General features: G+C 62.5%; 22 protein-coding genes. 14 read left to right on the top strand and 8 right to left on the bottom strand.

The genetic code is table 11. From position 1 onward, the window contains the following. Positions 1-9 precede the first annotated feature (9 nt). Positions 10-816: a hypothetical protein gene (locus tag ACFYOW_RS12910; RefSeq protein WP_387287310.1), complete on the bottom strand. Its 807-nt coding sequence runs from the start codon at positions 814-816 to the stop codon at positions 10-12. Positions 817-1,871: 1,055 nt separating this feature from the next. Between ACFYOW_RS12910 and ACFYOW_RS12905 the strand changes: the two genes are divergently transcribed. Then, positions 1,872-2,351 carry a hypothetical protein gene (locus ACFYOW_RS12905; RefSeq protein ID WP_387287308.1) on the top strand — a complete coding sequence of 160 codons (480 nt, stop codon included), beginning with the start codon at positions 1,872-1,874 and terminating at the stop codon, positions 2,349-2,351. 698 nt (positions 2,352-3,049) lie between these two features. Here ACFYOW_RS12905 and ACFYOW_RS12900 read toward each other — a convergent pair. From ACFYOW_RS12900 to ACFYOW_RS12890, 3 genes are read right to left on the bottom strand one after another with little or no spacing between them, the layout of a single operon-like run. Further along, positions 3,050-3,592, bottom strand: a complete 543-nt coding sequence (locus ACFYOW_RS12900) for a HEAT repeat domain-containing protein (RefSeq protein ID WP_387287306.1) — start codon at positions 3,590-3,592, stop codon at positions 3,050-3,052. Positions 3,593-3,638: 46 nt separating this feature from the next. Next, positions 3,639-4,001: a hypothetical protein gene (locus ACFYOW_RS12895; protein WP_387287304.1), complete on the bottom strand. Its 363-nt coding sequence runs from the start codon at positions 3,999-4,001 to the stop codon at positions 3,639-3,641. Positions 4,002-4,008: 7 nt separating this feature from the next. Then, a complete protein-coding gene (locus ACFYOW_RS12890) occupies positions 4,009-4,266 on the bottom strand; it encodes a hypothetical protein (protein ID WP_387287302.1) in 258 nt (85 codons plus the stop codon). A gap of 172 nt (positions 4,267-4,438) precedes the next feature. Between ACFYOW_RS12890 and ACFYOW_RS12885 the strand changes: the two genes are divergently transcribed. The 9 genes from ACFYOW_RS12885 (at position 4,439) to mobF (ending at position 14,216) form a co-directional block, all read left to right on the top strand. Next, complete coding sequence (locus ACFYOW_RS12885; RefSeq protein WP_387287300.1) at positions 4,439-4,750, top strand: WXG100 family type VII secretion target; 312 nt, start codon at positions 4,439-4,441, stop codon at positions 4,748-4,750. Then, entirely contained in the window at positions 4,750-5,037 is a 288-nt protein-coding gene (locus ACFYOW_RS12880; RefSeq protein WP_387287299.1) for a WXG100 family type VII secretion target, read from the top strand. Before ACFYOW_RS12885 ends, ACFYOW_RS12880 begins: the two co-directional genes overlap by 1 nt. After that, positions 5,037-6,287: a hypothetical protein gene (locus ACFYOW_RS12875; protein ID WP_387287298.1), complete on the top strand. Its 1,251-nt coding sequence runs from the start codon at positions 5,037-5,039 to the stop codon at positions 6,285-6,287. Before ACFYOW_RS12880 ends, ACFYOW_RS12875 begins: the two co-directional genes overlap by 1 nt. Beyond that, on the top strand, positions 6,287-6,658 hold the full coding sequence (locus ACFYOW_RS12870; protein WP_387287296.1) for a DUF6188 family protein: 372 nt from the start codon (positions 6,287-6,289) through the stop codon (positions 6,656-6,658). Before ACFYOW_RS12875 ends, ACFYOW_RS12870 begins: the two co-directional genes overlap by 1 nt. A gap of 52 nt (positions 6,659-6,710) precedes the next feature. After that, a complete protein-coding gene (locus ACFYOW_RS12865; protein WP_387287294.1) occupies positions 6,711-7,064 on the top strand; it encodes a YbaB/EbfC family nucleoid-associated protein in 354 nt (117 codons plus the stop codon). Positions 7,065-7,376: 312 nt separating this feature from the next. After that, positions 7,377-7,868: a hypothetical protein gene (locus tag ACFYOW_RS12860; protein WP_387287293.1), complete on the top strand. Its 492-nt coding sequence runs from the start codon at positions 7,377-7,379 to the stop codon at positions 7,866-7,868. Next, positions 7,865-8,368, top strand: coding sequence for a hypothetical protein (locus ACFYOW_RS12855; RefSeq protein WP_387287291.1), 504 nt, complete (start codon positions 7,865-7,867; stop codon positions 8,366-8,368). The genes ACFYOW_RS12860 and ACFYOW_RS12855 overlap by 4 nt, the downstream gene beginning before the upstream one ends. 385 nt (positions 8,369-8,753) lie before the next feature. After that, positions 8,754-9,038, top strand: a complete 285-nt coding sequence (locus tag ACFYOW_RS12850; protein ID WP_387287289.1) for a hypothetical protein — start codon at positions 8,754-8,756, stop codon at positions 9,036-9,038. A gap of 381 nt (positions 9,039-9,419) precedes the next feature. Continuing rightward, entirely contained in the window at positions 9,420-14,216 is a 4,797-nt protein-coding gene (mobF, locus tag ACFYOW_RS12845) for a MobF family relaxase (protein ID WP_387287287.1), read from the top strand. 1,047 nt (positions 14,217-15,263) lie between these two features. Here mobF and ACFYOW_RS12840 read toward each other — a convergent pair. Next, the gene (locus ACFYOW_RS12840) at positions 15,264-15,431 is read right to left on the bottom strand and encodes a hypothetical protein (RefSeq protein ID WP_387287522.1); all 168 of its coding nucleotides are present in this window, start codon (positions 15,429-15,431) and stop codon (positions 15,264-15,266) included. Here ACFYOW_RS12840 and ACFYOW_RS12835 point away from each other — a divergent pair. Beyond that, on the top strand, positions 15,377-15,712 hold the full coding sequence (locus tag ACFYOW_RS12835; protein ID WP_387287285.1) for an integrase core domain-containing protein: 336 nt from the start codon (positions 15,377-15,379) through the stop codon (positions 15,710-15,712). The genes ACFYOW_RS12840 and ACFYOW_RS12835 overlap by 55 nt on opposite strands. On the opposite strand, the gene ACFYOW_RS12830 is transcribed toward ACFYOW_RS12835, so the two are convergent. The 3 genes from ACFYOW_RS12830 to ACFYOW_RS12820 all read right to left on the bottom strand — a co-directional run bounded on the left by ACFYOW_RS12830 (position 15,636) and on the right by ACFYOW_RS12820 (position 18,196). Beyond that, positions 15,636-15,938, bottom strand: coding sequence for a hypothetical protein (locus ACFYOW_RS12830; RefSeq protein WP_387287520.1), 303 nt, complete (start codon positions 15,936-15,938; stop codon positions 15,636-15,638). The two genes, ACFYOW_RS12835 and ACFYOW_RS12830, sit on opposite strands and share 77 nt — an antisense overlap. 64 nt (positions 15,939-16,002) lie before the next feature. Then, a complete protein-coding gene (locus tag ACFYOW_RS12825; protein WP_387287283.1) occupies positions 16,003-17,181 on the bottom strand; it encodes a cytochrome P450 in 1,179 nt (392 codons plus the stop codon). 232 nt (positions 17,182-17,413) lie between these two features. Continuing rightward, complete coding sequence (locus ACFYOW_RS12820) at positions 17,414-18,196, bottom strand: GNAT family N-acetyltransferase (protein ID WP_387287281.1); 783 nt, start codon at positions 18,194-18,196, stop codon at positions 17,414-17,416. 95 nt (positions 18,197-18,291) lie between these two features. Here ACFYOW_RS12820 and ACFYOW_RS12815 point away from each other — a divergent pair, with 95 nt between their 5' ends. The 3 genes from ACFYOW_RS12815 (at position 18,292) to ACFYOW_RS12805 (ending at position 22,347) form a co-directional block, all read left to right on the top strand. Beyond that, a complete protein-coding gene (locus ACFYOW_RS12815) occupies positions 18,292-19,107 on the top strand; it encodes a class I SAM-dependent methyltransferase (protein ID WP_387287279.1) in 816 nt (271 codons plus the stop codon). Positions 19,108-19,425: 318 nt separating this feature from the next. Next, positions 19,426-19,848 (top strand): NUDIX domain-containing protein, encoded by a 423-nt coding sequence (locus ACFYOW_RS12810; protein WP_387287277.1) that lies wholly within the window; start codon positions 19,426-19,428, stop codon positions 19,846-19,848. Between the two features lie 1,356 nt (positions 19,849-21,204). Beyond that, a complete protein-coding gene (locus tag ACFYOW_RS12805) occupies positions 21,205-22,347 on the top strand; it encodes an epoxide hydrolase family protein (RefSeq protein ID WP_387287275.1) in 1,143 nt (380 codons plus the stop codon). The last annotated feature ends 192 nt before the right edge of the window (positions 22,348-22,539 follow it).

Genomic DNA, 22,539 nt, shown 5'->3' with positions numbered 1-22,539 from the left:
TTCATCCTTTCAAAGTTTATTTGTACCTGCTGAGATACGCTGACTGATAATATCAGCTACCCTTATACCCATCATCGCAGCCTGGATAACGCCCTGTGCAAGGCCCGCAGTGTCGCCGGCGACGAAGAGTCCGCGCTGCGATGTTTCACAATCCGCATTTATCTCAATTGCGCTCCACATGAACTCTAGCTCAAGGCCGACAACTAACACCGACTGATCGATGCGGCCAACATCAAATTCTAAGCCGGCTGTCTCGAACATGGGATGCATTATCGTGTCAAATGTAGATATCAATGATTTATGTTGTTGATCGCTGAAAAGTCTGTGTACTGGTGCGAGCCTGAGGTCCGCGACAGATGGCTGAAACGGCATTGCATCAGATAATTGATCCCACGAACCAGTTGGCGAATGTTTTGCGCGAAAGTCGCGCATGCTTTGAACGATCGGGCGCCCATTCGAAATCGCTAAATAGGGTCGGAGGACATCCTCAGCGAATTTCCGTGATTCTCCTACCGACTCCATGAGTCGCTCTTCCTGGCACAGTAGTCCAAAGTTAGCAGCCAGTATGCGCCCACGTTGTGGTCGCTCTAATGTTTCGTGTCCATCGAGTGTAACTATTTCTTGCTCGAACTGATCTTGATAGTTGGTGAATTTTATTCTGCCGCCGTTCGGACCGCCACAGAAACAGAAGGTCTTAGTTTTACAGGGATGTGCTCGACTGGAGAACTTGAAGTCTGGAAATATTGATCCAACAACCTGGAGATACGGTTGCGGCATCTCCACGCGAATACCTTTAGAATAGGTCGGGTTCGTCATAGCGACGCCAAGGCCTGAAAGGATCTTCTGCGTTCTGGTTAATCCCCCGCGACCGGTTGCTATTACTACATTCCTTGCAAGAACGACGTCGATCGTTGAAATGCGCCGCTGCGTCGGTTCTATGTGAACCTCATATATCGACTCGCGGCGAAGTAATCCAGTAACTCGACTCTTTGTCCTCACTTCTATTCGGCGAGAAAGCCCAGTGCATAGCGTTTGAAGTTTGTCAGCAAGCGCCGATTCACTGATTACTTGAACCCGGTATTCCCGGGGGAATACTCCATGTTCCAAGAATAAGTCTCTAGTAGAGTCTATATCGGTTGCATCCAATACCAATGGACTATCACTCGATGCAACTGTGGAGAAGAGTTCAAAGGAGCGTCGGCACAGATCATTTGCGACCTCGCCAAACAAGTCTATCAGTCTCCTGCCGGATGGCAAGAGACTTAGTTTCAATCCGTCACCATAGTGAATTGAACCGCCGATACCGCTAACGACGTTGCATATGCCACCACAACCTCGGCATGGACGCCTTCTATCCACGGGGCAAGGGCGCTTAGTGAGTTCTCGGCCAGCTTCTACCAGTAAAATTCGCGCTTTCGGGTGTGATGTGGACAGCGAGTCGGCAGTCGCGATGCCAGCGGGCCCCGCCCCGATAATTACTACATCAAACAGGGTGGGGTACGACGGCGTGGCTGTCGCTGCGCGCGTCCCAACTTGTTGACTCGTCATGCCCTGTCCCTGCTGCCAGATCGCTTGCCGCGGTGCGTGCCTGCCAACGAGATGAAGAACAAGTACGCCGAAAGATGAGGAAGTAGTGGGAAGATCTGACTGCGTTGCCTAGCGGGGACAATACAGCCTAGTGCGGATGAGCGTGACCGGATGAGGACCTCAGTTCATCCCACACGTATGCGGTCGCACACAATCCGACTGGTCGGCCCGGATCCACTGCGACGCTTCAGATCTCGAATTGAGTACCTACCCGCACCTATACTCGAAACAGGGGGCAGTGACTTGTGCTGCGACCGCCGCTACGACAAGGGGCTGATCCAGCAATGACCGACGAGCGAACCGCCCTGAAAAGCGAACAGTTGGAACGGATCAAGCAGCGTGACACCTTTCTAAATCTGAATGTTGTTGCGCTCGGCGCGATCTCGGCTATCGCGATGCAGAGCCCGAAGACAGGCGGGGTTTGGTTGGTGGGCCCGTGGATTACAGCCATCCTCGGCTGGGCTTACCTGTCGAATGATGACAAGGTGTCTGCAATCGCGCGGCATCTAAGGGCGCAGGTAGCTTCGACGTCCTGGGAGGCCGGTCATAAGGGTCTGCTGCCACGGCAGGCCAGATTGCTAGCGGATGCCCTCACCTTCATCCTCTCCTTCACTCTGCCGACCCCTGTAGCGGTCGCGCTGTACGCGATGACGTCGAAAGGAGCGTGGCCAGCCGTAGTATGTGCAATCATCGCCGTGGAAGTGATCGTGACCACCGGGCTCATCGCCCTGTATCTGGCTTCGGCGCTACGACGCCGAAACTAGCCAGCGCTACACGGCTGGGGTTTCCCGAAAAGTGGACGCGGTTAGCCCCCTTCCGGGGGGGCGGCGTTGAGAGATTGCTCGTAGTCGATAGGTGAGAGCATCCCGATGACCGAGTGCCGCCGCTGATCGTTGTAAAGTTCATCCAATTGTCAACTGCGGCAATAAGTTCAGTCTTCGTAGCGTAGGTGTAGCGGTAGTAGTATTCGTGCTTGAAGCTCGACCACAAGCTTTCCGCGCCAGCGTTGTCATAAGCCGGTCGCGCCGACGGAGCAGAGCAAGCCGTGCCGGGCGCATGCGGCGACGGTCGCTATGACGGTGTATTGGGTGCCGCGGTCGCTGTGCAAAATGGTGGCCCGCTCACGGCCAACCCGCACGAACACCGCCCGGTCCACGGCGATGATGACCAGCTCGGCCGACTGGTTGTTCTGCGTCTAAAACAATGTCTAGGCAACGATATTCGGCAACGCAGGACGTGGCAATCGCCGCGGGACAGGTCCCGTTCTGCGAGTCGGTTCGTACGCGTTGACGCGCGGCGCTACCCGGTCACGATGACAGCTTCTCCAGAGCGCGCTGGGCTTGTTTGCGCGCGGCGGGCGCTCGGTCATCGACGAGCGGTTCGATCAGATGCCGCACACCAGTGGCTTTCATCTGGACCAACGCCTTGATCGCTTTTCCGCGGGCGGGGCCATCAAGGTATCTCAACGCGATGTCGCGGGATTGGGCGTCTTGACCTTGCCGAGGTACTCGACCAGCGGAATCATGGCAGTCCCCTCCGGCAACTCCTCGAGCAGTCCCGCAATCTGTACGAAGTTCTTCGGCCCCGCGATCAAGCACAAGGCAACACAAGCCCAGGTCTGCATGCGCTCCGGAATCGGTGGGTTCAGACGGACCTGAGCGATCAGCAGATCGATGGCCTCCTGGTTGCCACGGGCGGCGGGGTCGATCAGATTGCGGATGAGCCCGGACCGAATCGAGGACCGGTGCTCGGTTTCCGGCCCCGGGATCCGCGTCTCGAGATTGGCCAGCCAGTCGATGAAGATCGGGATGCCCTGCGGGATCGTCCGGGGACCATTGGACAAATCATCCAGCGTGTAGCAGGGAACACCGACTGCGGCGAGATCCTGCATGATCCGCCGGTCGAATCCCCGCTCCCCGTCCTTGTAGCGGACAGGAAGGTCGTTCATCCAATCGGTGCCGCCGTTCTCACTCCCATACGGCATGCGGGCGTACTTGATGATCATGAGGGTGATCCGTTGTCTAGTTCCATCCGAATCGGATCCCGAGGTTTTACGCAGTGTCCACGTTGAGCTCAGACAGCACGCCATGGGGGTCGTTGAGGTAGCGGTACCCCTCTACTGGGGGATTGAACTGGCCGAGCACGTTCGCCACGGCCTCGCGTTCCGCTTCAGTGACCGGGATCCGGCGCTTGATGAGGCTGGCGCACAGCACGTCGACGAGCATCGCCCACTCACCGACGTTGCTGTAGGTCCGGTAGCTTTCGACCAGGTCAGAAGGCAGGCGGTCGGCGACGCTCTCGAGAAGGTCTCGCGAGTCCTTGCTCATCTTGTTGAGCCGACGGTTACGGGCTTCGATGGCCTGTGGGTCTCGCTGACGTTTTCGCGCTTCTCGTGCCGCCCTGTCCGGATTCATCGCTCTCCTAGCCTATTTGATCGGGTTGGCATTCGCGTCGTTCCTGACTACCCATCACCGCCGATGGGTAGCCGGTCACGACTGAGCCGTCGGGAGCGACGATGACTTCGATTTGGACGCCGTTGCGGGTGCCGTTGAACTTCCAATTGCCGTTGTCCTGGAGGACTGGCGGCTGGTCCGGGTCCACGCCCCCTGGCATACCGAAGACGAACTGATCGCATACCTGCCACTCAACCTCCAAGGCAACAAACGCAACCTTGTCCACCCAGAACTCACCGCGATCAGGCAAGCCGCAAGAACACGAGCCACAGCACTTTCCGTGCTGCCGAATCCGGGGACCGGCGGCAAGTACCTTCCGTAGCGGCCACCGGTCCCCGACCGTGTAGCACTCCCGGTCTCGATCGCTCTGAATCATGGTGTGGCGGTGGTAGCTTCGCATGGTGCACAGCAATCCGGATCAGATGCACGCCACGGCCGACCGCATGTCGTCGAGAGCCGACGAGTTCTGGGACGATATCGAGACTCTGCGCACGGAAGCCGACGCGCTCATGTCCGCTGACTGGGTCGGTGAAGCAGCCGACTCCCACGCGGCGCTGTGGACGGAATGGGTCGAATCCGCCCGGAAAGTAGCTGTGGCACTGCGTGAGGACGCGATCCTGGTACATCAGGCCGCGGACAGATACACCAAAACCGACAGCGAAAACGCGGGCGACATTACCTATGTGCGGTTCGATTTGGGTGATTCGTGATGCCAGCCTATGTCGCTGACACCGACCAGATCCTGGCACTGGTCGCCAAGGCTCGTCTCATCGGGCAGCAGATCGAGCAACGTATCGCCGATGTCGAGCGTGAAGTTGCTGCGCTGCATATCGAATGGGAAGGCAGCGCGGCCGAAGCACATCGGGCCAAGCATGACACGTGGCAGCGCGAGATGCAGGACATGCGGACGGCACTGGCCGAACTCGAAACCGCTGCCCGCACCGCGCGGGATCGATATCTGGCAAATGTCGCGCATAACAAGCGAATGTGGCCCTGATGGCGCCAATCTCCGTGGACTCGCGGATTCTGTACAACGCCGCGGTGCTGTACGAAGGCGCCTACCACAACGCCGACAATGTGATCAAGACGCTCGCTGCGGCGCTCGACAACGACTGGGGGTGCGCTGGCAGCGACAGCGCGGGGCGAACGTGGGCGGATAGTTATGACCCGGCCGCGTTCAAGGCCATCGCCTCCGGAATAGATATCGTCAACGCGTTCGGCAAGCTACACGACCTGCTCGCCTTCACCGCCGTCAACCACGCGAACACAGAGAAACTCAACAAGCACCCTCCCGAAACGCCCGACCCCGCCCCTGCGGTTCTCGCGGCAACGACCGCCCCGCTGTTCAAGGGCGCATTCGGCGGTGACTCCGATCCCCCATTCGGCTGGAGCATGATCAGCAGCTGGCTCCAGGGTCACACGTGGCCGAATGGAGACCCCGACAAACTGAGGAGGCTCGGCACCGCATGGCGTACCGCCGCCAAGGGACTACGTGATGCCAGCGCCGGCACCAGCCAGGCGTGGACGAATCTCGAGGAGAACGCGTCCGAGGAGCTACCGCAGGCCATCGATCAGATGGACGCGGTGTGGATGGGCGCCGAGGCGGTCGCGACACAGTACGAGAAGCTCGGCGGCGCATGTGAGGACTGGGCGCAGCAGATCGAGGACGCGCATCAGAAAATACTCGCGATACTTGCCGGGGCGATCGGGGTCGGTCTTCTCGCGGGCGTCGCGGTCGGATTCTTCACCGCGGGAACAGGAGCGGTAGCAACGACAACAGCGACGGGCAGCGCCGCCGGCGCCGCCGTCGTCACTGTGCTCGTCGCATTCGACGCCGCCGCAGCCGTTGCGGCCGGGGTGACCGTCGCCGCAGGTGCGGCGGCCATCGGGGTGGCCACAGACTTACAACCGCTCCTCGAAGCCAACCCCACCCAGTTCGATACCAGCACGAGCGCAGGCGGGGGCACAAATCCCAGCAGTTATTCTCGACCACCCGAAGTCCCGAGTGACTGGGTACCTCGTACCGCGGACAACGGGAAAGGAGTGGTTTGGCAGAAGCCGGGATCCACCGGGAATGCCGACACCATACGGGTCATGCAGCCGAACTCCCGGTATCCGAACGGGTATGTCAGGTTCTACAATTCGCACGGCCAACCAGTCGATCTCGCAGGCAAGCCGGGCCCCAAGACCACAACACATATTTCCATAAACCCAGATGGAACGTTCCCCAAGCCACAAGGATGGTAATGGAATTGCCGCTTACCGGGCAGCGCGTCTCGGTCGCAGCCAGCGAGTACATGGTCGAGATCACGACCGTCGGCGGATTCGCACTCCAAATCGAGGGAGATATGGAGATCGAATCCAGCCGAGGCGACCGACAGTCGGTCGTGCTCGCGGACGGTGGCAGTTCACAGGTCGACCTCGAACCCGTCCTGCATGGCACGATCACCTCCGCTGTCGTGAATTCCTCAGGGACGCTGACCATCGACTTCGACTCCGGGAACCGACTCGTGGTCCCGCCGGATAGTGAATACGAAGCATGGACACTCGTGGGCCCCAACGGCTACCGGGTCGTATGCATGCCCAATGGCGAACTGGCAACCTGGACAGCCGACTGATCATCCTCACGCGCACGCCCCGACCAGGAGTCGACGACCTCAGGAGCCCCTGATGGAGTATTTGGACCGATGGAACGAAGAGCAACGTCGTGTCGCAGCGGACTGGCGGCGCAAGAATCAGCAGCTACAGCAAGCGCTCGCACAGATCTCAGTCCGCGCCGGCTCCCGTAACGGCGAGCTCAGCGCGACGGTGGACGCGCACGGCAAAGTCACCGATCTGCGGATAACTCCGCAGGCGTTACGGCTCGGAGAAGTTCAGCTCAGGCAAGCCCTGCTGGAAACTATCCAGCGCGCGCAATCGGACGCACAACACCAGGCCGAAGCAATCACCCGCCCATACACCGACGAACCCGCCAACGCCGCCGCGATGACATTCATCCGCGACATCCTCGGCCCCGCTATGTGAAGCGGTCAGCAGCGTTACCGTGTGCCGCGATGGCAGGCATCCGAAATCGCAGGGCACGCCCCGTGCGATGCGCGGTGTCCCGCCCAGGGGCACCATCGAGTCAGAGCCGAATCCCAACTCCCGCAGCCATCACGATCGGCATGTCCAGCCCGCGGCGTCTGCGGCCACGGACGCTGCGGCGGCTACCTTGGCGAAAGCGACATCGTCGGCGCGGCTGTAGATGGGTTGTGAACCCCACGCGCCCTACCCGGGATCGGCGGGCCGTGCTAAGAGTAGCTGCTGACCATCAACGCGGACACCGTATTGCGGGATGTGTCTGCGGCCGACACCAAAGCAATCTCCATAGCCGAAACGGAGATCCGGCGGATCACCACCGAAGCATCGGCCGCCCAGAACTATGACAACCCAGTGCAATTCCAGTCGCCATGGAGCGGGTTCTACATCACCCGGGCGCTCAGTGACGACTGGTTCTTCGCGATGGGCGGCATCCATCTGTCAGCCACCGGTGTAGTGACAGTGCACAAACCGGCCGAAGGTACCCAGCCCAGCATCACCGCCGAGTACCAACTGCACGTGCACGACCGCTACAACTGGGACGGTGACAAGAGCACCGAGATCGCCGGTATCACTGTCTCGGACAAGCGCATGGGAGCGCTGCACACGGCGGGCTTGGCGCGGGAGTACGACATCGCAGGATCCAGCGAGGTCCGGCGATTCGAGGGGGACAGTACCGTCGAACGGACCGGTGAACCTGCCAGGGCGCCCGGCGGCCGCGACGGCGAGAGGAGTGATCCCACCCGATGAAGTACCCAACACCTGGAATCCGGCAGGTAAAGCTGGCCTGTGTCGTCGCCGGCCTCATGGCCGTGACGGTCGCCATGACCGGCTGCAGCAGCGAAAGACATGACGGCGACCACCGGTCGGAGCCGACCCAGGCCGCGAACGACACCGACACCGCCAGGGAGGCTTCCGAATTCGGCGGCATCGTCATTCCAGACAATGCCTCCGTGCTCGGCGCCCGATCCGAGCACGGCCGCGACACGCTCTACCGGCTCGCCATATCCACCGATCCGCAGGGCCTTACCCTGCTGCTGACCACATCGAAATTCTCCGCGCCACTAACCAAAGTTTTCCGCGTGGCCGAGACCACCATTGCGGGTCCGCCCCTGGAGACTTCGCCCTCGATCCTGCAGGCCGAGGACGTCTACCATCGCCCCGACGGAAAGTCGGTCAACCGGATCATCATCGTGGACGAGCGCGACCCATCGAGCCGCTTCGTCCACATCCAGCTGTTCGACACATGATCGGCGTCCTCAGCCCGGACGAGGATCAGGTAGACCACCAACGCGGCGACGAACAGAAGCAGCAAAAGCACAGCCGCAGTGCGTTTCTGCCAGTACTCAGCCAGGCCCGCTGTTCCACAGTGGGTCTGGGATTTTCGACCGTGCGACGGCGACGGCAGCCTGGAACCGGTTGTTGCTCCATCGCTGGCCTTCCGGGTCGGGAAGACGAACAACGACACGATGGCAGCCTTCGTCCGGGCGCGGGGTACTCGGGTTACCGTCCCCAGCATGGACATCGCCCTCGACCCGCCCATGGCTGTGGTGCTGCAATACGTCGATGCCTTCAACAACGCGGACTCGAAGGCGATGGCGGCTCTGTGTGCTGACCCGATGCAGATACTCGACGGTGTCGCCGCATGTCTGGCAGGGGCCGACAGCCAGCGAGGACTGGTGGCGGGACGTGTGCACCGAGGGCGAGCACACAGGAGCGTCGGGCTACCACATTGCTCTCGGCGAACCACGACACGTCGCCGTCACCGGTGACCACGCCTACGTCGTTGTTCCCGCCACCATGACGGTCGATCTACAGGGCAAGCAAGTAACCCAGACCGCCTCGACCTTCACCGTCGCACTCGGCAAGGTGGGGACGCAATGGCGGCTCACAGCCTGGGCTTGGACAAAGGGCGCCTGACGGGGTCGGCTCGACGACGCTGGAATGATGTGCGCCCGTCGGCATCCGGTGTGAAGTGAAGTTGCTTTGGTCCGCGGACGACGCTCAGGTTCGGCACGGCCACGCAGTCAGCCCGCCACAGCGTCCTATGCCCCGAGAACCCGCAACGTATATCCCAACGCCGCACCCCTCACCGCAAACTACCCCCACACCACAACCAATCCCTAAACAGACCAAATATCCACCCACCCTCAAATTCCCCCTCCACACCCAATTACAACAGGCAGACCTTTTGCATCAAGGATAACGATTAGATAACAACCAGTGCTTTTGGTGGATTTGCCACTAAATAGGAGAACCGCAACCCTAGCTTTTATAGCAGATGTCGTGCTTCCTGGAGGTATGACCGCGACACTTCATAAGGTTGTCGCTGGAAACGGCTACCTCTACTACCTCCGCAATGTCGCCGCGAATGATGCATCGGCTCGCGGCCGGTCCAGCCTGGCCGACTACTACTCGACGCGTGGTGAGTCACCGGGGCGCTGGCACGGTGCAGGCTTGGCCGCGTTGGGGATTCAGCCCGGTGACGAGGTAACCGAGGAGCAGATGAAGGCACTGTTCGGGTTGGGCCGTCACCCGAACGCCGACCAGATCGAAGACCGCGTGTTCAACGAGGAGATGGACAAAGGCGCCAAACTCAAAGACGCCGAGCGGGCAGCCGATAATGCGTCACGGTTGGGGCATCCTTTCCGCGTCTATTCCGATGTCAATGAATTCCGGAAACGGTGCGCGCAAGCCTACGAAGAACACAATATCGCGCACGGTTCGGACCCTAGTGACGCTATTTCCGACGACGAACGCGCGCAGATTCGCAGCACAATCGCGACGGAAATGTTCACAGCACACTACGGTCGCGCACCCATGGATGCACGTGAATTGTCGGGGTGGGTGGCACGCAACTCGCGACCACAGACGACCGCCGTCGCCGGTTTCGACATCACCTTCAGTCCGGTCAAGAGCGTCTCGGCGCTATGGGCGATCGCCCCGCGAGAGGTCGCGGAGAAGGTCAAAGCCGCCCACCATGCCGCAGTCGATGACGCGCTGCGCTGGTTGGAGCACAACGCAACGTACACGCGGCTGGGCCGCAACGGCGTCCGCCAAGTGGATGTCGAGGGCTTGGTCGCGGCCCGGTTCGCGCATCGGGAGAGCCGTGCCGGTGACCCTGACCTGCACACGCATGTGCTGATCGCCAACCGCGTCCGCACCACCGATGGGCGCTGGCGGACCCTGGACGGTGCGATGGTGTACCAGGCGATCGTCACCGTCTCCGAGATCTACAACACCCGTTTGGAGATGCATCTCGAAGAAATGGTCGGTGTCGAGTTCGCCGAACGTCCCGGTGTGGATCCGTCGAAACGTCCGATCCGTGAAATCGTCGGCGTCCCTGAACGGTTGAACCAGTTCTGGTCCCAACGCGACGCGGAGATCACCCAGCGGCTCGGGCAACTCACCACAGCATTCCAACGCAAGTGGGGACGCGAACCCATACCCACGGAATTGTTCGGATTGATGGACCGCGCAACGCTGGAAACACGCCCCGACAAGCAACAACTACGCACACTCTCGGAACAACGCGCCGACTGGCGAGCCCAGGCCGTCACACTGCTGGGCAGCCAGGAAGCGTTGGCACGCATGGTCTCCACCGTGCTGCGCCCACCGCACCACGCGCGCCCAGTGGCCGATGCCGCATGGATCGCACGCACCGCCGACTACGTCCTCGAAACGATCTCAGCACAGCGATCGACCTGGCAACGCCACCACATCCGCAGCGAAACCGAACGCCAACTCCGCGGCCGGATACGCCTCGAGGACTGCGAACGCGTCGCTGAAGCGGTAGTGGCGCAGGCATTGTCACCGACATCGGCCATCGCCCGCGGTGATCCCGACATCACCGATCAACCGCGACTGCGCGCGGTGCCGATGATGTTCGCCCGTCGCGACGGCTCCAGCGTGTACACCACCGCAGGCTCCCAGATCTACACCTCAGCGCAAGTATTGAGCGCCGAACAGCAGTTGATCGACCTGGCGGTGCAGCCCGGTGGCCGTCAATTGCCGAAACCTATCGTCACGCAAGCGGTCCATGCCTATAACAGTGCGAACCCGGACAGGCCACTCAACGCCGGTCAGATCGCGGTCGTCGAGGGCTTCGCCACCTCAGATCTGCGCGTACGCACCGTCGACGCACCCGCCGGTTCCGGGAAGACAACAGCCATGCGGGTGCTCACCGACGCATGGCACGCCAGCGGTGGCACCGTCCTCGGACTCGCTCCCACGGCCGCGGCCGCATCCGTGCTGGGTGAGTCGATCGGCGCGCGCGTCGAGACCATCGACAAACTCCTCGACGTCCTCACACGCCACACCCCCGTACCCGGGGACAGCGAAGCGAACCAGTTACCGCCGTCGCTGCCGCAATGGGTATTGCAGATCGACCAGAACACGTTGGTGATCATCGACGAACACGTCAAAGTCGGGAACCTCAAACGCCTTCGCCTGCTGCAGTTCCTGGCGTCTCGGGACGCGACGATCCGCTGCCTCGGTGACCCGAAGCAACTGCCCTCGATCGAAGCCGGCGGCGCCCACACCGACATGAACGACGCCGCCAACACCCACAACCTCACCCTCGACCACGTCGTCCGCTTCACCTCCCCAGCCGAAGCATCCGCCAGTCTGCTTCTGCGCGAAGGCGATCCCGCCGCACTCGGCTTCTATCTCGACCACCGTCGCATCCACTCCGGCAGCCACGCCACCACCCACGACGACGCCTACATCGGATGGAGCGCCGACCACTCGAGCGGCCGCGACACCATCATGCTCGCCCCCATCCACGACATCGTGCGCGAACTCAACCACCGCGCCCGCGCCGATCGAATCGCCCGCACCGATACACCAGTCGGGCCGGAATGCGCACTGGCCGACGGCCTGTGTGCCTCGGTTGGTGACACGATCGCCACCCGCCGCAACGATCCACGACTGCGTCTTGCCGACGGTGATTGGGTTCGCAACGGATACCGGTGGATCGTTTCCCGCGTTCACGACGACGGAAGTCTGACCGTCACACGCCTGTGTTCGCGTCGCGAACTCGGTCACACGGTGACACTTCCGCCGCAATATGTGACCGCACATGTGCGCCTCGGGTACGCGACAACGATCGATTCCGCGCAAGGCGTCACCGCCGATACGTGTCACGTCGCGCTCACCGGATACCAAACCCGCGCACAGTTCTACGTCGCGATGACCCGCGGCGCGCACGCAAACCACTGCTACCTACCAACAACATTGGACGCCAGCGAAGGATCTTTCTTCACCGAACCAGCAGTATTTCCGCGCACCGCGGTGGAAGTACTGCTGCGCATCCTCGGCCGCGACAGCCCACAAAAGTCCGCGCACACTGAACTGCGAGACGCACTCGATCCGTACCGACGGATCGGCCGCGCGGTCGATATCTATATCGACGCGATCGGCCTCGCCGCCGAACATGCCCTCGGCCCAGACGAACTCACTCAGCTCGACACCGCCGCGGAAGCATTGCACACCGGGCTCACCGACACCCCCGCCTACCCGATACTGCGCCAGCACCTGGCGACAATCGCACTGACCGGTCGCGATCCGATCGCCGCGCTGCACACCGCGGCCGCGAGTCGGGAACTCGATACCGCCGATGATGCTGCCGCAGTTCTGGATTGGCGACTGGATCCAACCGGCACGCATTCGTGTGGTGTCGGGCCGCTGCCGTGGACACGCGGACTACCTCACGCACTCAACGACATCGACGCCGGTCATCTGTCGGCCCGAGCGCGGATCGTGACCGACCTCGCCGACCAGATCCGAACCGACATCGCCACCTGGACCTCGACAACCGCACCGCATTGGGCACGGCCACTCATCGGTGGCGACCGCCAACTGCTCGCCGAGCTCGCAGTCTGGCGGGCGTCCCTACACATCGACGACCGTGACCTGCGCCCGACCGGACCACCACGCTATCCCGTGCTCGAACGCGAACACCAGCAGCTGCTCGATGCCCGTGTCATCGACGCCATCGGCGACATCCATCTCCCCGTCAACCGGTGGTCACCACTGGCCAAACAACTCGACGAACGCATCACCAGCGACCCATACTGGCCGACCCTCGCCGACAAAATCGACCACGCCGACCGCGCCGGAATCGACATCGAAACACTCCTCAGCGACGCCGCAGCCCTACGACCACTCCCCGATGAAATGCCCGCCGCCGCACTCTGGTCACGCCTGGAACTCCAAACCCCCACACCCAACATCCGCGACCGCGATAGACCAACCCGGACCGCCGACGAGCACACAGTTCTCGACGAAAACACCACCACCGATCCGCCCCAGCCAGACGTTGCCGCAACCGTCGACCACACCCCCGACGATGTCGAACCGGCCACCGAACCCACACTCGACGCGCTGGGAATACTCACCGATGCCGAACTCGAACAACACATAGACGAACTCCACCTACGCATCGCCCTCGCCGAAACCGACGCCTTCATCTACCACCCGTACATCCCAACCCCCGACGCCGAACGCGAAGCCGAGACGTCCGCGCACCATCAGCAGGCAGCTAAACAAGCCATCCGCGACGCCCAGACCAGCATCAACGAACTCCGTGCGGCCGAACAATCACTGCAAGCCATCACCACCGAACTCGACCACGCCCGAACCACACTCAGCTCCACACCGGCCTATCGACGTAGTCAACGCCGCGCACTCCACACCCAGATCACAACCCTCCAAACCCAACAACAGCACCGCACCCACGCCCGAAACTCCGCGCACACCACCGCACGCAACGCCCAACGAGACGCGCTCCGACTCGCCGGCCCCGCCGAGGACTGGGAACACATCCTGGCCCAACCCATCACCGAGCCGAGAACCGAGCCGACATCCACCACACCATCCGAGCCGACCTACGCCGACACACTGACGGCCGAATATCAGCAAGAACTCGACCAACTGCAATCCGAACAACACCGACGCACCCAACTCACCCCCACCCAAACCGCCGCCGAACAACAACTACGCCAACAACACAACGCCCCCGAGGACGACTCCTGCGACTACTTCGACAGCCCTGTCGAACCTCATTATCTGCAGCCTGACCACGATCTCGGTCTGTAACCAAGCCGCATCGACCGCCTACTGCGCCCGCGCCCAAGCGAGATCGCCGCATCGAAAAGTCCCCGCGTCCAAAACATTTGGCGCAACGCCCGTGATCGCAGTACGGCGACACAAATGACCAGCTCACAGCCTCCGGACTAGCGAAGTCGCAGCCGATCAGGTTTCATGGTCATAGGGAGAATCGCAGACAGGGCACAACCGAAGCGATAACTCCATGCATACAAGCGGTTTCCAGACGCACGGATCACCGATCCGCGTCCACCCCAGCTTCCATCCCGTCACCTCGAACGCAACGGTGCCCGCACCGCTCGCCGATATCCGCGCGCACCCCACGACACCCGTTCCATGCACCCATCGTGTGGCGAATCAGGTTGCCGCAGATGGATAGTCATTCACGCGAACAGTCGATCAACACCAGCGCCGAAGTGTCCCCGCCGCACGAACCCACCTATCCAGTCGAGGTAGGCGCACAGGCTCTCGGTAAATCACGACGGTGGTACCTCGCGCAACTCAGAGCGGGCAGCCTGCCCGGCCACAAGGCAGGCCGGACATGGTTCCTCACCGCCTCCGACATCGCCGCCGCGATCGAGAAAACCAGCAAACCAATCACGCCAATCCCCCGACCACCCCATAGACCGTCACCAGAAAACGCGACAGACCAGCCGCGCCGCCCTATCCACCGGCGACGACCTCGACGACGAATCCCTCCCCAGCAACACACCTGATGAGCCCCCTGCAGCGCCGAAACCGGCAGCGCCGCAGGGAAACGGCACGGCCTGGAGGGGACCGCCAGGTGTTGCCCTGCACCTGCCCCCAGGCCGTGCTCACCACCCGAAACGCAGCACGGAACCCGCCGAACTCCCACCACCCGCAATGAATTTGCGCTGACTCCGTGCAGCTCGGTCTTCGCACGCCGTGCCGGTGGCTCTGTCCGCGAGCAATCGAGTCTGGCAACCGATTTCAGCGAATTCGAAACCAGCGGTGGCGGCATCTGGCGGATCTGCGCGGTCATCGACTACGCGACGAAATACTGCCTAGCCATCACCGTCACTCCGACGGCCCGCGCTGTCCTGCCTGCGGCTCGCTGTCACCGAGGCCGAGCGGATCCTCGACTTGGATGACCTGCGTGCCGATCGTGGGCTGACCGAGGTCCTCGGGCCGTGCGGGGAGGCGCTCGGCATGGGCGCCCGCGCCGATCGCGGTGGTGTCGGACAACGGCCCGCTTTCGCGGTGAGGTGCTCGAGACCGCGTTCGCCGGACCGGACCCGCTGCTGCGACACGTCCGCACGCGGGTGCGATCACCCCAGACCAACGGTGCGATCGAGCGGTTCTTCGGCACCTTGAAATACGAGCACTTGTTCCGTGGTGTGATCGCCGACGGTGATGCCCTGGACATGGAGGTTCACCGCTCCGGGTCATCTACAACACGATCAGGCCACACCAGGCCATCGACGACCAGGTACCCAGCACAGCCTTCACCGGCTGCGAGCAGCTGAAAACCGCTCGATACGCGGTGTCGGTTATGGCGTTGGGCCACACCTCGCCCCCGACGTAGTCGACGATCTTGTCCCACCACGATGGTGTCCCCGAATACCCGCCATACAGGTTGGGGATCTCGGGACGTTTCATCCACTCCAAAGACCCCGGTGGAAACGCGATGTCATCGGGGGCGCCACCGCTGACCGAGAGCTGGTCGAGCCATCCAGCCGGCAGCAGAATCATCCGTATTGAGCGGGGTCCCAGGTACGGGTCGGCTTGTTGGTGATGATGAACCGCAATGCCTTGATCATGATGTCACCTCCTTCCTGGGGCTCGGTCGGGCGCGGACAGGGCTTGTGGGGGTACGCCGCAGGGTGAACGGTCTGGGGGTCGCGGCATTGGTCACGATCGGGCGGGTATCACCGCCGCCGATGACGCGCAGAGAGGTGTTCTCGATGAGGGTGGTGGCTGCATCGGTGACCAGATCGTGGGCGACCGCGGCGCCGGCGCAGGTGAAGGGGCCGGAACTGAAGGGCACAAATGGGCCGTGTTCGCTCGGTCGAATCCAGCGGTCGGGTTGGAATGCCCCTGGTCTGGTCCAGTGTTTGTTGTCGTGATGGAGCAGATAGGGGCTGACCGACAGCAGGTCGCCGGTCTGGAAGGCTATCCCCCCGAACTCGGCGGGATAGGGGACGGGGCGGCTGACCATCCAGGAGACCGGCCGGTGCCGTAGGGCCTCACGTACCACCCAGTCCACGGGCCAAGGCCATGGTGAGCCGGGAGAGTGGAGACTGCCCAGCAGCACCGACCACGCGAGCGAGTAGCCCAGCGGTCCCACAATGGACCGGAACATCAGCACATACAGCTGCGCCACCGTTGTATCGGCGACGCCGTCGGGACAGGCACCGATCACGGCATCGAGCAGATCCCGTGGTTCGGCTTCCGCAGTGCGGCCGGTGGCGCTGCGCCGGTCCCGGATCTGCTCGTTCAGCGCGGTAGACAGCTTGGCGCGCAGCAGCTGCGCCCGCGCCCGCTGCGCCATTCGGGCCGGGCGAAGCGCGCCCACACGTGCATTTCGCTCCAGTAACCGTCGCAACTCGGGAGAACCATCGGGGTGCAGCAACACGTCCGCGGTGCACCGATACACCAGCTCGACCCCCGCTGCGGGCCAACGGGTGACGGAGGGCATTTCGATCACCGCCGCCGCCAGGGACTCGCGATACTCGGGCGTACGCGTCCGCAGAAACGCGCGCACCGCGCGGCCGAAATCGACCTGAGCAGACCGCGAAGGCAGCATAGAACCGAAGAACCCGGACTTTCCCGCATTGAAAGCGCGGTCACTCAACACCGTCAGCGCCAGACCCGTATCGCCGACACACCACCCGCCCCACGGCAGCCCGAACACCTCTACCGGGCTGGTCCGGCGCAGATTCTCGAGGAAACCCAACGGATCACGCCGGAACCGGCGCATTTCTGCAAAACCCATCGGACGGTCCTCTCATAGAGAGGGTGAAGCGATTCATCAGATGTTTTCGAGCGGATTTATCCACTGGCTGTGCGTACAAACGCAGATCAAGCGTAGTCGCGACTAATTTGACAAGCGAGGCCGTGGAGGTCGACCACGAGGCGAGTACCCCGGCCGGGGCCTATCGAACACTGTGCCAGCAGTGATATCGGTTCACGATCATCCGCGACCGCCGGCAACCGGTCATTGAGGTCTAACCGGTGCAAACCCGATCCGCCTCGGCGAGGGTTCCCGTTGCCAGGCGCGCGTACATGAACATGTCGCGGCGTCGATTGCCGACCTTCTGCCACGATCTGAGGAGCCCTTCGCATTCGAAACCGGCTCTCTCCGCAGTGCGGATCGAAGCGCGGTTCCAAGGTTCCACATAGAGCTGGAGCCGTGGGATATGCAGCTCTTCCAGCGCCCAGGTAGCCATTGCCGCCAGAGCATGCGCGGCGACGCCATGGCCGCGGGCAGAGCGGACCACCCAGTAGCCGAGCGATGCGCGGCCTTCGTCGATGTCCTTCAACGACAGGTCGATACTTCCCAGTGGTGTGTTGTCCCGTCGCCGGACGATCACCATCGGGTATCCGGTTCGATCGGTCGCTCGTTGCCGCTGGCGTTCGACAAACCGCGTTGCGGCCTCGCGCGAGAAGGTCGCCGGCACCGTGGTTATAGGAATCAGGTCGTCGGCAGAGGCTTCCCTAACAAGCTCGAGGTCTGCCGCAGACAACGACCACGGGCGCAGTTCCAAGTCTGCTGTGGCTCTCAGATGCGGTATTTGCAGGGCATCGTCCATGGTCAGCCTCCCCACAATATGCACAGGATATCGGCCCGGTGTCACCATTACCACTTCCATTTCCGAGTACCGCGGGCACACGCCGACCCCCGCAATTCGATCGCCTCCGGCAGGCATCAGCCGGTTCACCGCGCGATAGAGGACGGAGCCGAGCCGGAAAGCTGGGCAGGTCGGAAATACGGTTTTCGGCTCGTCCACACCCGCGAACACCCGTCGAAACGATCCGGCATCGCGCGGTGGCGGCCGGGCGTCGCCTCGATAGGCGGGGCCGAAATGTGAGTACTGTCGCTGGCGTGAAAGACACCGGACTCGTCGGAGTGCAGAAGACCGTGAGTCCCGTTCTCAGGGCCAAAGCACTGGACAACCGGCTGTCGGACCCGATCCTCGGCGACAAATACGCCGAGCAGACGATGCGCCGCCTCGACCCCGACTACGACAAACGCAGATTCGGCACCAGCCAGATGGGCCTCGCCGCCGTCGTACGCGCCAAGGCCCACGACGACTGGGCCCGAAGCTACCTCGCCGATCACCCCGACGCGGTGGTGCTGCACCTGGGCTGCGGCCTCGACGCCCGCGTATACCGGATCGACCCGCCTGCCACCGTCGACTGGTACGACCTGGACTACCCCTCCATCATCGAACTGCGCCAACAATTCCTGCCGCCGCGAAAGCACTACACCCTGATCGGCTCCAGCGTCACCGACCTGACCTGGCTGGACCGTATCCCCCGCGGCCGGCCCGTGCTGATGATCGCCGAGGGCCTGGTGCCCTACCTGACCGAGACCGACGTCCGGCGGCTGCTGACCAGCATCGTCGACGCCTTCCCCACCGGCCGAATACAGCTCGACACGGTGCCGGTCTGGGCGTGGCGCACCTCGAAATGGGACCCCACCCTGCGCAAATACGACACCCAATTCCACTGCGGCTTCAACGATCCGGCCGCGCTGGCCGATTGGCACCCGCGCCTCGAATACGTCGACGAGGCGCCGATGAACGACTCACCGGTGCTGATGGCCAAGGCACCCGCGAACGTACGCCGCATGTTCCGCCTTCTGAACCTGCTACCGGGCATGAAACGGTCCACCCGCATCGTGCGGTTCCGGTTCTGATGCGCCGACGGTCAGTACAGGCTGACAGCGGGGAGTGAACGCGGGGATCTCTGAAGCACAAGCAATGGAACGATCGTCCCGCAGTACCAGTGCAACTCCGACACCAACCGACTATGGGATCTCCGGACCAACGGATAGCAGACCAGCCCTTCACACCACCCATTCACGCGGTTGGCGGGCCGGAAGCTGGTTATGGCCAGCCGGACCAAGTACCACGCCCACGTCGGCAACAACCTGCCCCAACCGCCATAACCTCAGCGGTAAGCTCCGAAATCACCCTATCCACACCAAAACGACCTTCGACACGAAGAGCCACCGATGAGCGCCGCCACCGAAATCATTGCCCGCGCGATCATCCGCGATGACGGTCGGCTACTCGTGGCACGCGAACGCGGCAAAACATGGACCTTCCTCCCCGGCGGACATGTCGAACCCGGCGAACCCGTCGAATCCGCACTCATCCGCGAACTCGCCGAAGAACTCGGAACCGCAGGCAGGATCACCGGCTTCGCCGGTGTAATCGAGCACAGGTACACCGATCGTGGCAACGCACACCACGAAATCGACCTCATCTTCGACGCAGAACTCGACGGCACACCGTCCACTCGAGAAGACCACCTCGAATTCGACTGGCTCCCAATAGACCAGATCGACACGACAGACCTACGCCCCAGCGCTCTGAAAGCGGTCATCGCCAGCGGCAACACTTCGTTTTGGCACAGCTGGAACGACGACAAATAGCGCGGCCGCGGTCAGCAGGCCTCGATCCGACGAGGCCGAACCACGGAATCACGCCCAGCGGATGCAACGCGGCGGCGGAACGAATCAAATCCCGCGACGAACCGCCTACGCCCGAAGACGCATCGTGGACGGACCTCCACGACCTACTCATGCGAAATGACCTGAGCCACAACGAGGTTGTCGAGCAGATGACAGCACTATCGCCTAATCGAGCTGAACCGGGACAACGAACGATACGAATTGCGCGAGACCGCCAAAGTGCCGGTCAGCTCGCCTCGGTCCACCGAATCTTGCCAGCGCTATGCGACGGAGGTCACAGCGACCGATCCTCCCCACCGACGTTCGAAGAGCCGGAATGCTCTGTCGCGTAGCCAAATACGTGACAAGCGAAAGGCAATACCGCACATATCTGAACCAACCGCCGCACTCGGACTGGCGAATCCGCGTCCAACACGCTTTCATTGCTATAGGGGTAGACGCGCGGATCGGCCTGTAACGAGGTCACAACTCAATGCAAGCAAGCGTTTTCCGGACGCAAAGGTCACTGATCCGCGTCTGGCCAGATTCCTATCCCTCAGAATCGGCTGCAGCGCCTCCCCTATTGCTCGCCGACACCGAGGGGCCGCCTTCGACGTCACACCTGCGATGGTCTCACCCTGCGCCGAATCAGGTTGTCGCAGATGGATAGTCGTCCAAGTGAGCCGGCCACCGAAGTCGGTCACGAGGTGTCACCCCCACACGAGCCCACATACCCAGTCGAAGTAGGCGCGCAGGCTCTCGGCAAATCACGACGCTGGTACCTCATACAACTCAGAGCAGGCAACCTTCCGGGACATAAGGCAGGCCGGACGTGGTTCCTCACCGCCTCCGACATCACCGCCGCAATCGACCAAACCAGCAAACCAACGAAACGGCTCCCCCGCCCGGCACACACGCCCTCACCAGCAACGACCAACGAAACCGACTACCCCGAACAGCGACGACGTCGCCGACCTCGCCGACGAATTCCACCCCAGCACAACACCTGATGAGCACCCTGCCGCGCTGAAAGCAGACAGCGCAGCAGGGAACAGCACGGTCTGGAGGAGACCGCCAGGTGTTGCCCTGCACCTGCCTCCAGGCCGTGCCCAACAGCAACAACGCATCTGTCCGTTGCCAGTTGATCCGGTGTGTGGTCGCGCAGATGAACTGCGATACATCAGGTATGGGCAGATTGTCGCGATCGGTCTCTGCCGGATTGGTGACCTGCAGCAGCGACAGGAGTTCGAGCAGCCGGGCTGAGGTCTCCAACACACGACACACTCTTCCTCAAACCTAGGGCAGAAGCTGTCCTAGCTGGGTCCTAGTGTGATTCTCATGAGCACAGAGATCACCGCGTTCCGGATCGATGTCCCCCAAGAGCAGCTCGACGACTTGAATCGGCGATTGGACGCCACCCGCTGGACCGACGCGGATCCCGGTGCGGGGTGGCGACAGGGCATCCCGCTCGACTACACCAGAGAGCTGGTCGACTACTGGCGCAACACTTACGATTGGCGGGCCCAGGAGACCCGACTCAACTCCTTCCCGCAGTTCCGCACCGAAATCGACGGCCACGACGTGCATTTCATCCACGTCCGCTCGGCAGAACCCGACGCATTGCCGTTGGTGCTCACGCACGGATGGCCCGGATCGATCGTGGAATTCCTCGATGTGATCGGGCCGTTGACGGACCCGGTGGCCCACGGCGGCAAAGCAGAGGACGCCTTCCACGTCGTCGTGCCCACCATCCCCGGCTACGGCTTCTCCGGGCCTGCCGTCGGCTGGTCGACCGCACGGGCCGCACAGGCATGGGCGGAACTGATGCGCCGACTCGGCTACGACCGCTACGCCGCGCACGGTGAAGACACCGGCGCCGCGATCTCTCGACAGCTGGCGGTCATCGACGCCGAACACCTGGTCGCCGTGCATCTGACGATGATCGCCTCCGCCACGGTCACCCCGGAGACCGCCGACCTCGACAACCCTGCCGAACGGCGTGCCCTCGAACTGGTCCGGCGCGCCCAATACGAACTCGGCGCCTACGCGATGCTGCAGGCAAGCCGCCCCCAGACCCTGTCCTATGCCCTCGCCGATTCACCGGTGGGCCAACTGGCCTGGATCGTCGAACGCTTCAAGGACTGGACCGACTCCACCAACGCACCCGAAGACGCCGTCGACCGTGACGCAATGCTGACCAACGTCATGATCTACTGGCTCAACGCTACCGCGGGATCGTCGGCGCGCTACTACTACGAAGGCGCCGCCACGTGGGGAGCGTCGGAACCCGAGACCGACGTGCCGGTCGCCGTGGCGGTGATGCCGCACGACCTCGGTATCCCGGTCCGCCGCATCGCCGAACGTAACCACAACATCGTGCGCTGGACCGAATTCGACCGCGGCGGCCACTTCGCCGCCATGGAAGAACCCGACCTCATCGTCGACGACCTGCGCGCCACGTTCCGCGAATACCGCAAATAGACACGGAATCTCGGCGATCCACGGCGAACACGTCGGACCGGCCAGTGGCGATGACGAGTTCGCCGTGTACAGCCGACCCGTGTGCCTCACCCTCCGAGGCCAGGCGGGTGTTCACGCCCGAGCCGCCGACGTCATAGAAACCTCCCGCAGCCCCCTCGTCATCGGCACCACCCGACCGTGTTCACCAGACCG

The organism is Nocardia sp. NPDC006982 (assembly GCF_042869435.1).
Lineage (GTDB): Bacteria > Actinomycetota > Actinomycetes > Mycobacteriales > Mycobacteriaceae > Nocardia.
Note: the sequence above shows the minus strand (reverse complement) of the source record. Positions and strands in the feature narration are given on the sequence as shown.

What these genes read in the sequence shown, in the direction of transcription:
- ACFYOW_RS12910 (WP_387287310.1), bottom strand. Translation starts at nt 816, where the DNA reads ATGACGAACCCGACCTATTCTAAAGGTATTCGCGTGGAGATGCCGCAA.
- ACFYOW_RS12905 (WP_387287308.1), top strand. Translation starts at nt 1,872, where the DNA reads ATGACCGACGAGCGAACCGCCCTGAAAAGCGAACAGTTGGAACGGATC.
- ACFYOW_RS12900 (WP_387287306.1), bottom strand. Translation starts at nt 3,592, where the DNA reads ATGATCATCAAGTACGCCCGCATGCCGTATGGGAGTGAGAACGGCGGC.
- ACFYOW_RS12895 (WP_387287304.1), bottom strand. Translation starts at nt 4,001, where the DNA reads ATGAATCCGGACAGGGCGGCACGAGAAGCGCGAAAACGTCAGCGAGAC.
- ACFYOW_RS12885 (WP_387287300.1), top strand. Translation starts at nt 4,439, where the DNA reads ATGGTGCACAGCAATCCGGATCAGATGCACGCCACGGCCGACCGCATG.
- ACFYOW_RS12880 (WP_387287299.1), top strand. Translation starts at nt 4,750, where the DNA reads ATGCCAGCCTATGTCGCTGACACCGACCAGATCCTGGCACTGGTCGCC.
- ACFYOW_RS12875 (WP_387287298.1), top strand. Translation starts at nt 5,037, where the DNA reads ATGGCGCCAATCTCCGTGGACTCGCGGATTCTGTACAACGCCGCGGTG.
- ACFYOW_RS12870 (WP_387287296.1), top strand. Translation starts at nt 6,287, where the DNA reads ATGGAATTGCCGCTTACCGGGCAGCGCGTCTCGGTCGCAGCCAGCGAG.
- ACFYOW_RS12865 (WP_387287294.1), top strand. Translation starts at nt 6,711, where the DNA reads ATGGAGTATTTGGACCGATGGAACGAAGAGCAACGTCGTGTCGCAGCG.
- ACFYOW_RS12855 (WP_387287291.1), top strand. Translation starts at nt 7,865, where the DNA reads ATGAAGTACCCAACACCTGGAATCCGGCAGGTAAAGCTGGCCTGTGTC.
- mobF (WP_387287287.1), top strand. Translation starts at nt 9,420, where the DNA reads ATGACCGCGACACTTCATAAGGTTGTCGCTGGAAACGGCTACCTCTAC.
- ACFYOW_RS12830 (WP_387287520.1), bottom strand. Translation starts at nt 15,938, where the DNA reads ATGATTCTGCTGCCGGCTGGATGGCTCGACCAGCTCTCGGTCAGCGGT.
- ACFYOW_RS12825 (WP_387287283.1), bottom strand. Translation starts at nt 17,181, where the DNA reads ATGGGTTTTGCAGAAATGCGCCGGTTCCGGCGTGATCCGTTGGGTTTC.
- ACFYOW_RS12810 (WP_387287277.1), top strand. Translation starts at nt 19,426, where the DNA reads ATGAGCGCCGCCACCGAAATCATTGCCCGCGCGATCATCCGCGATGAC.
- ACFYOW_RS12805 (WP_387287275.1), top strand. Translation starts at nt 21,205, where the DNA reads ATGAGCACAGAGATCACCGCGTTCCGGATCGATGTCCCCCAAGAGCAG.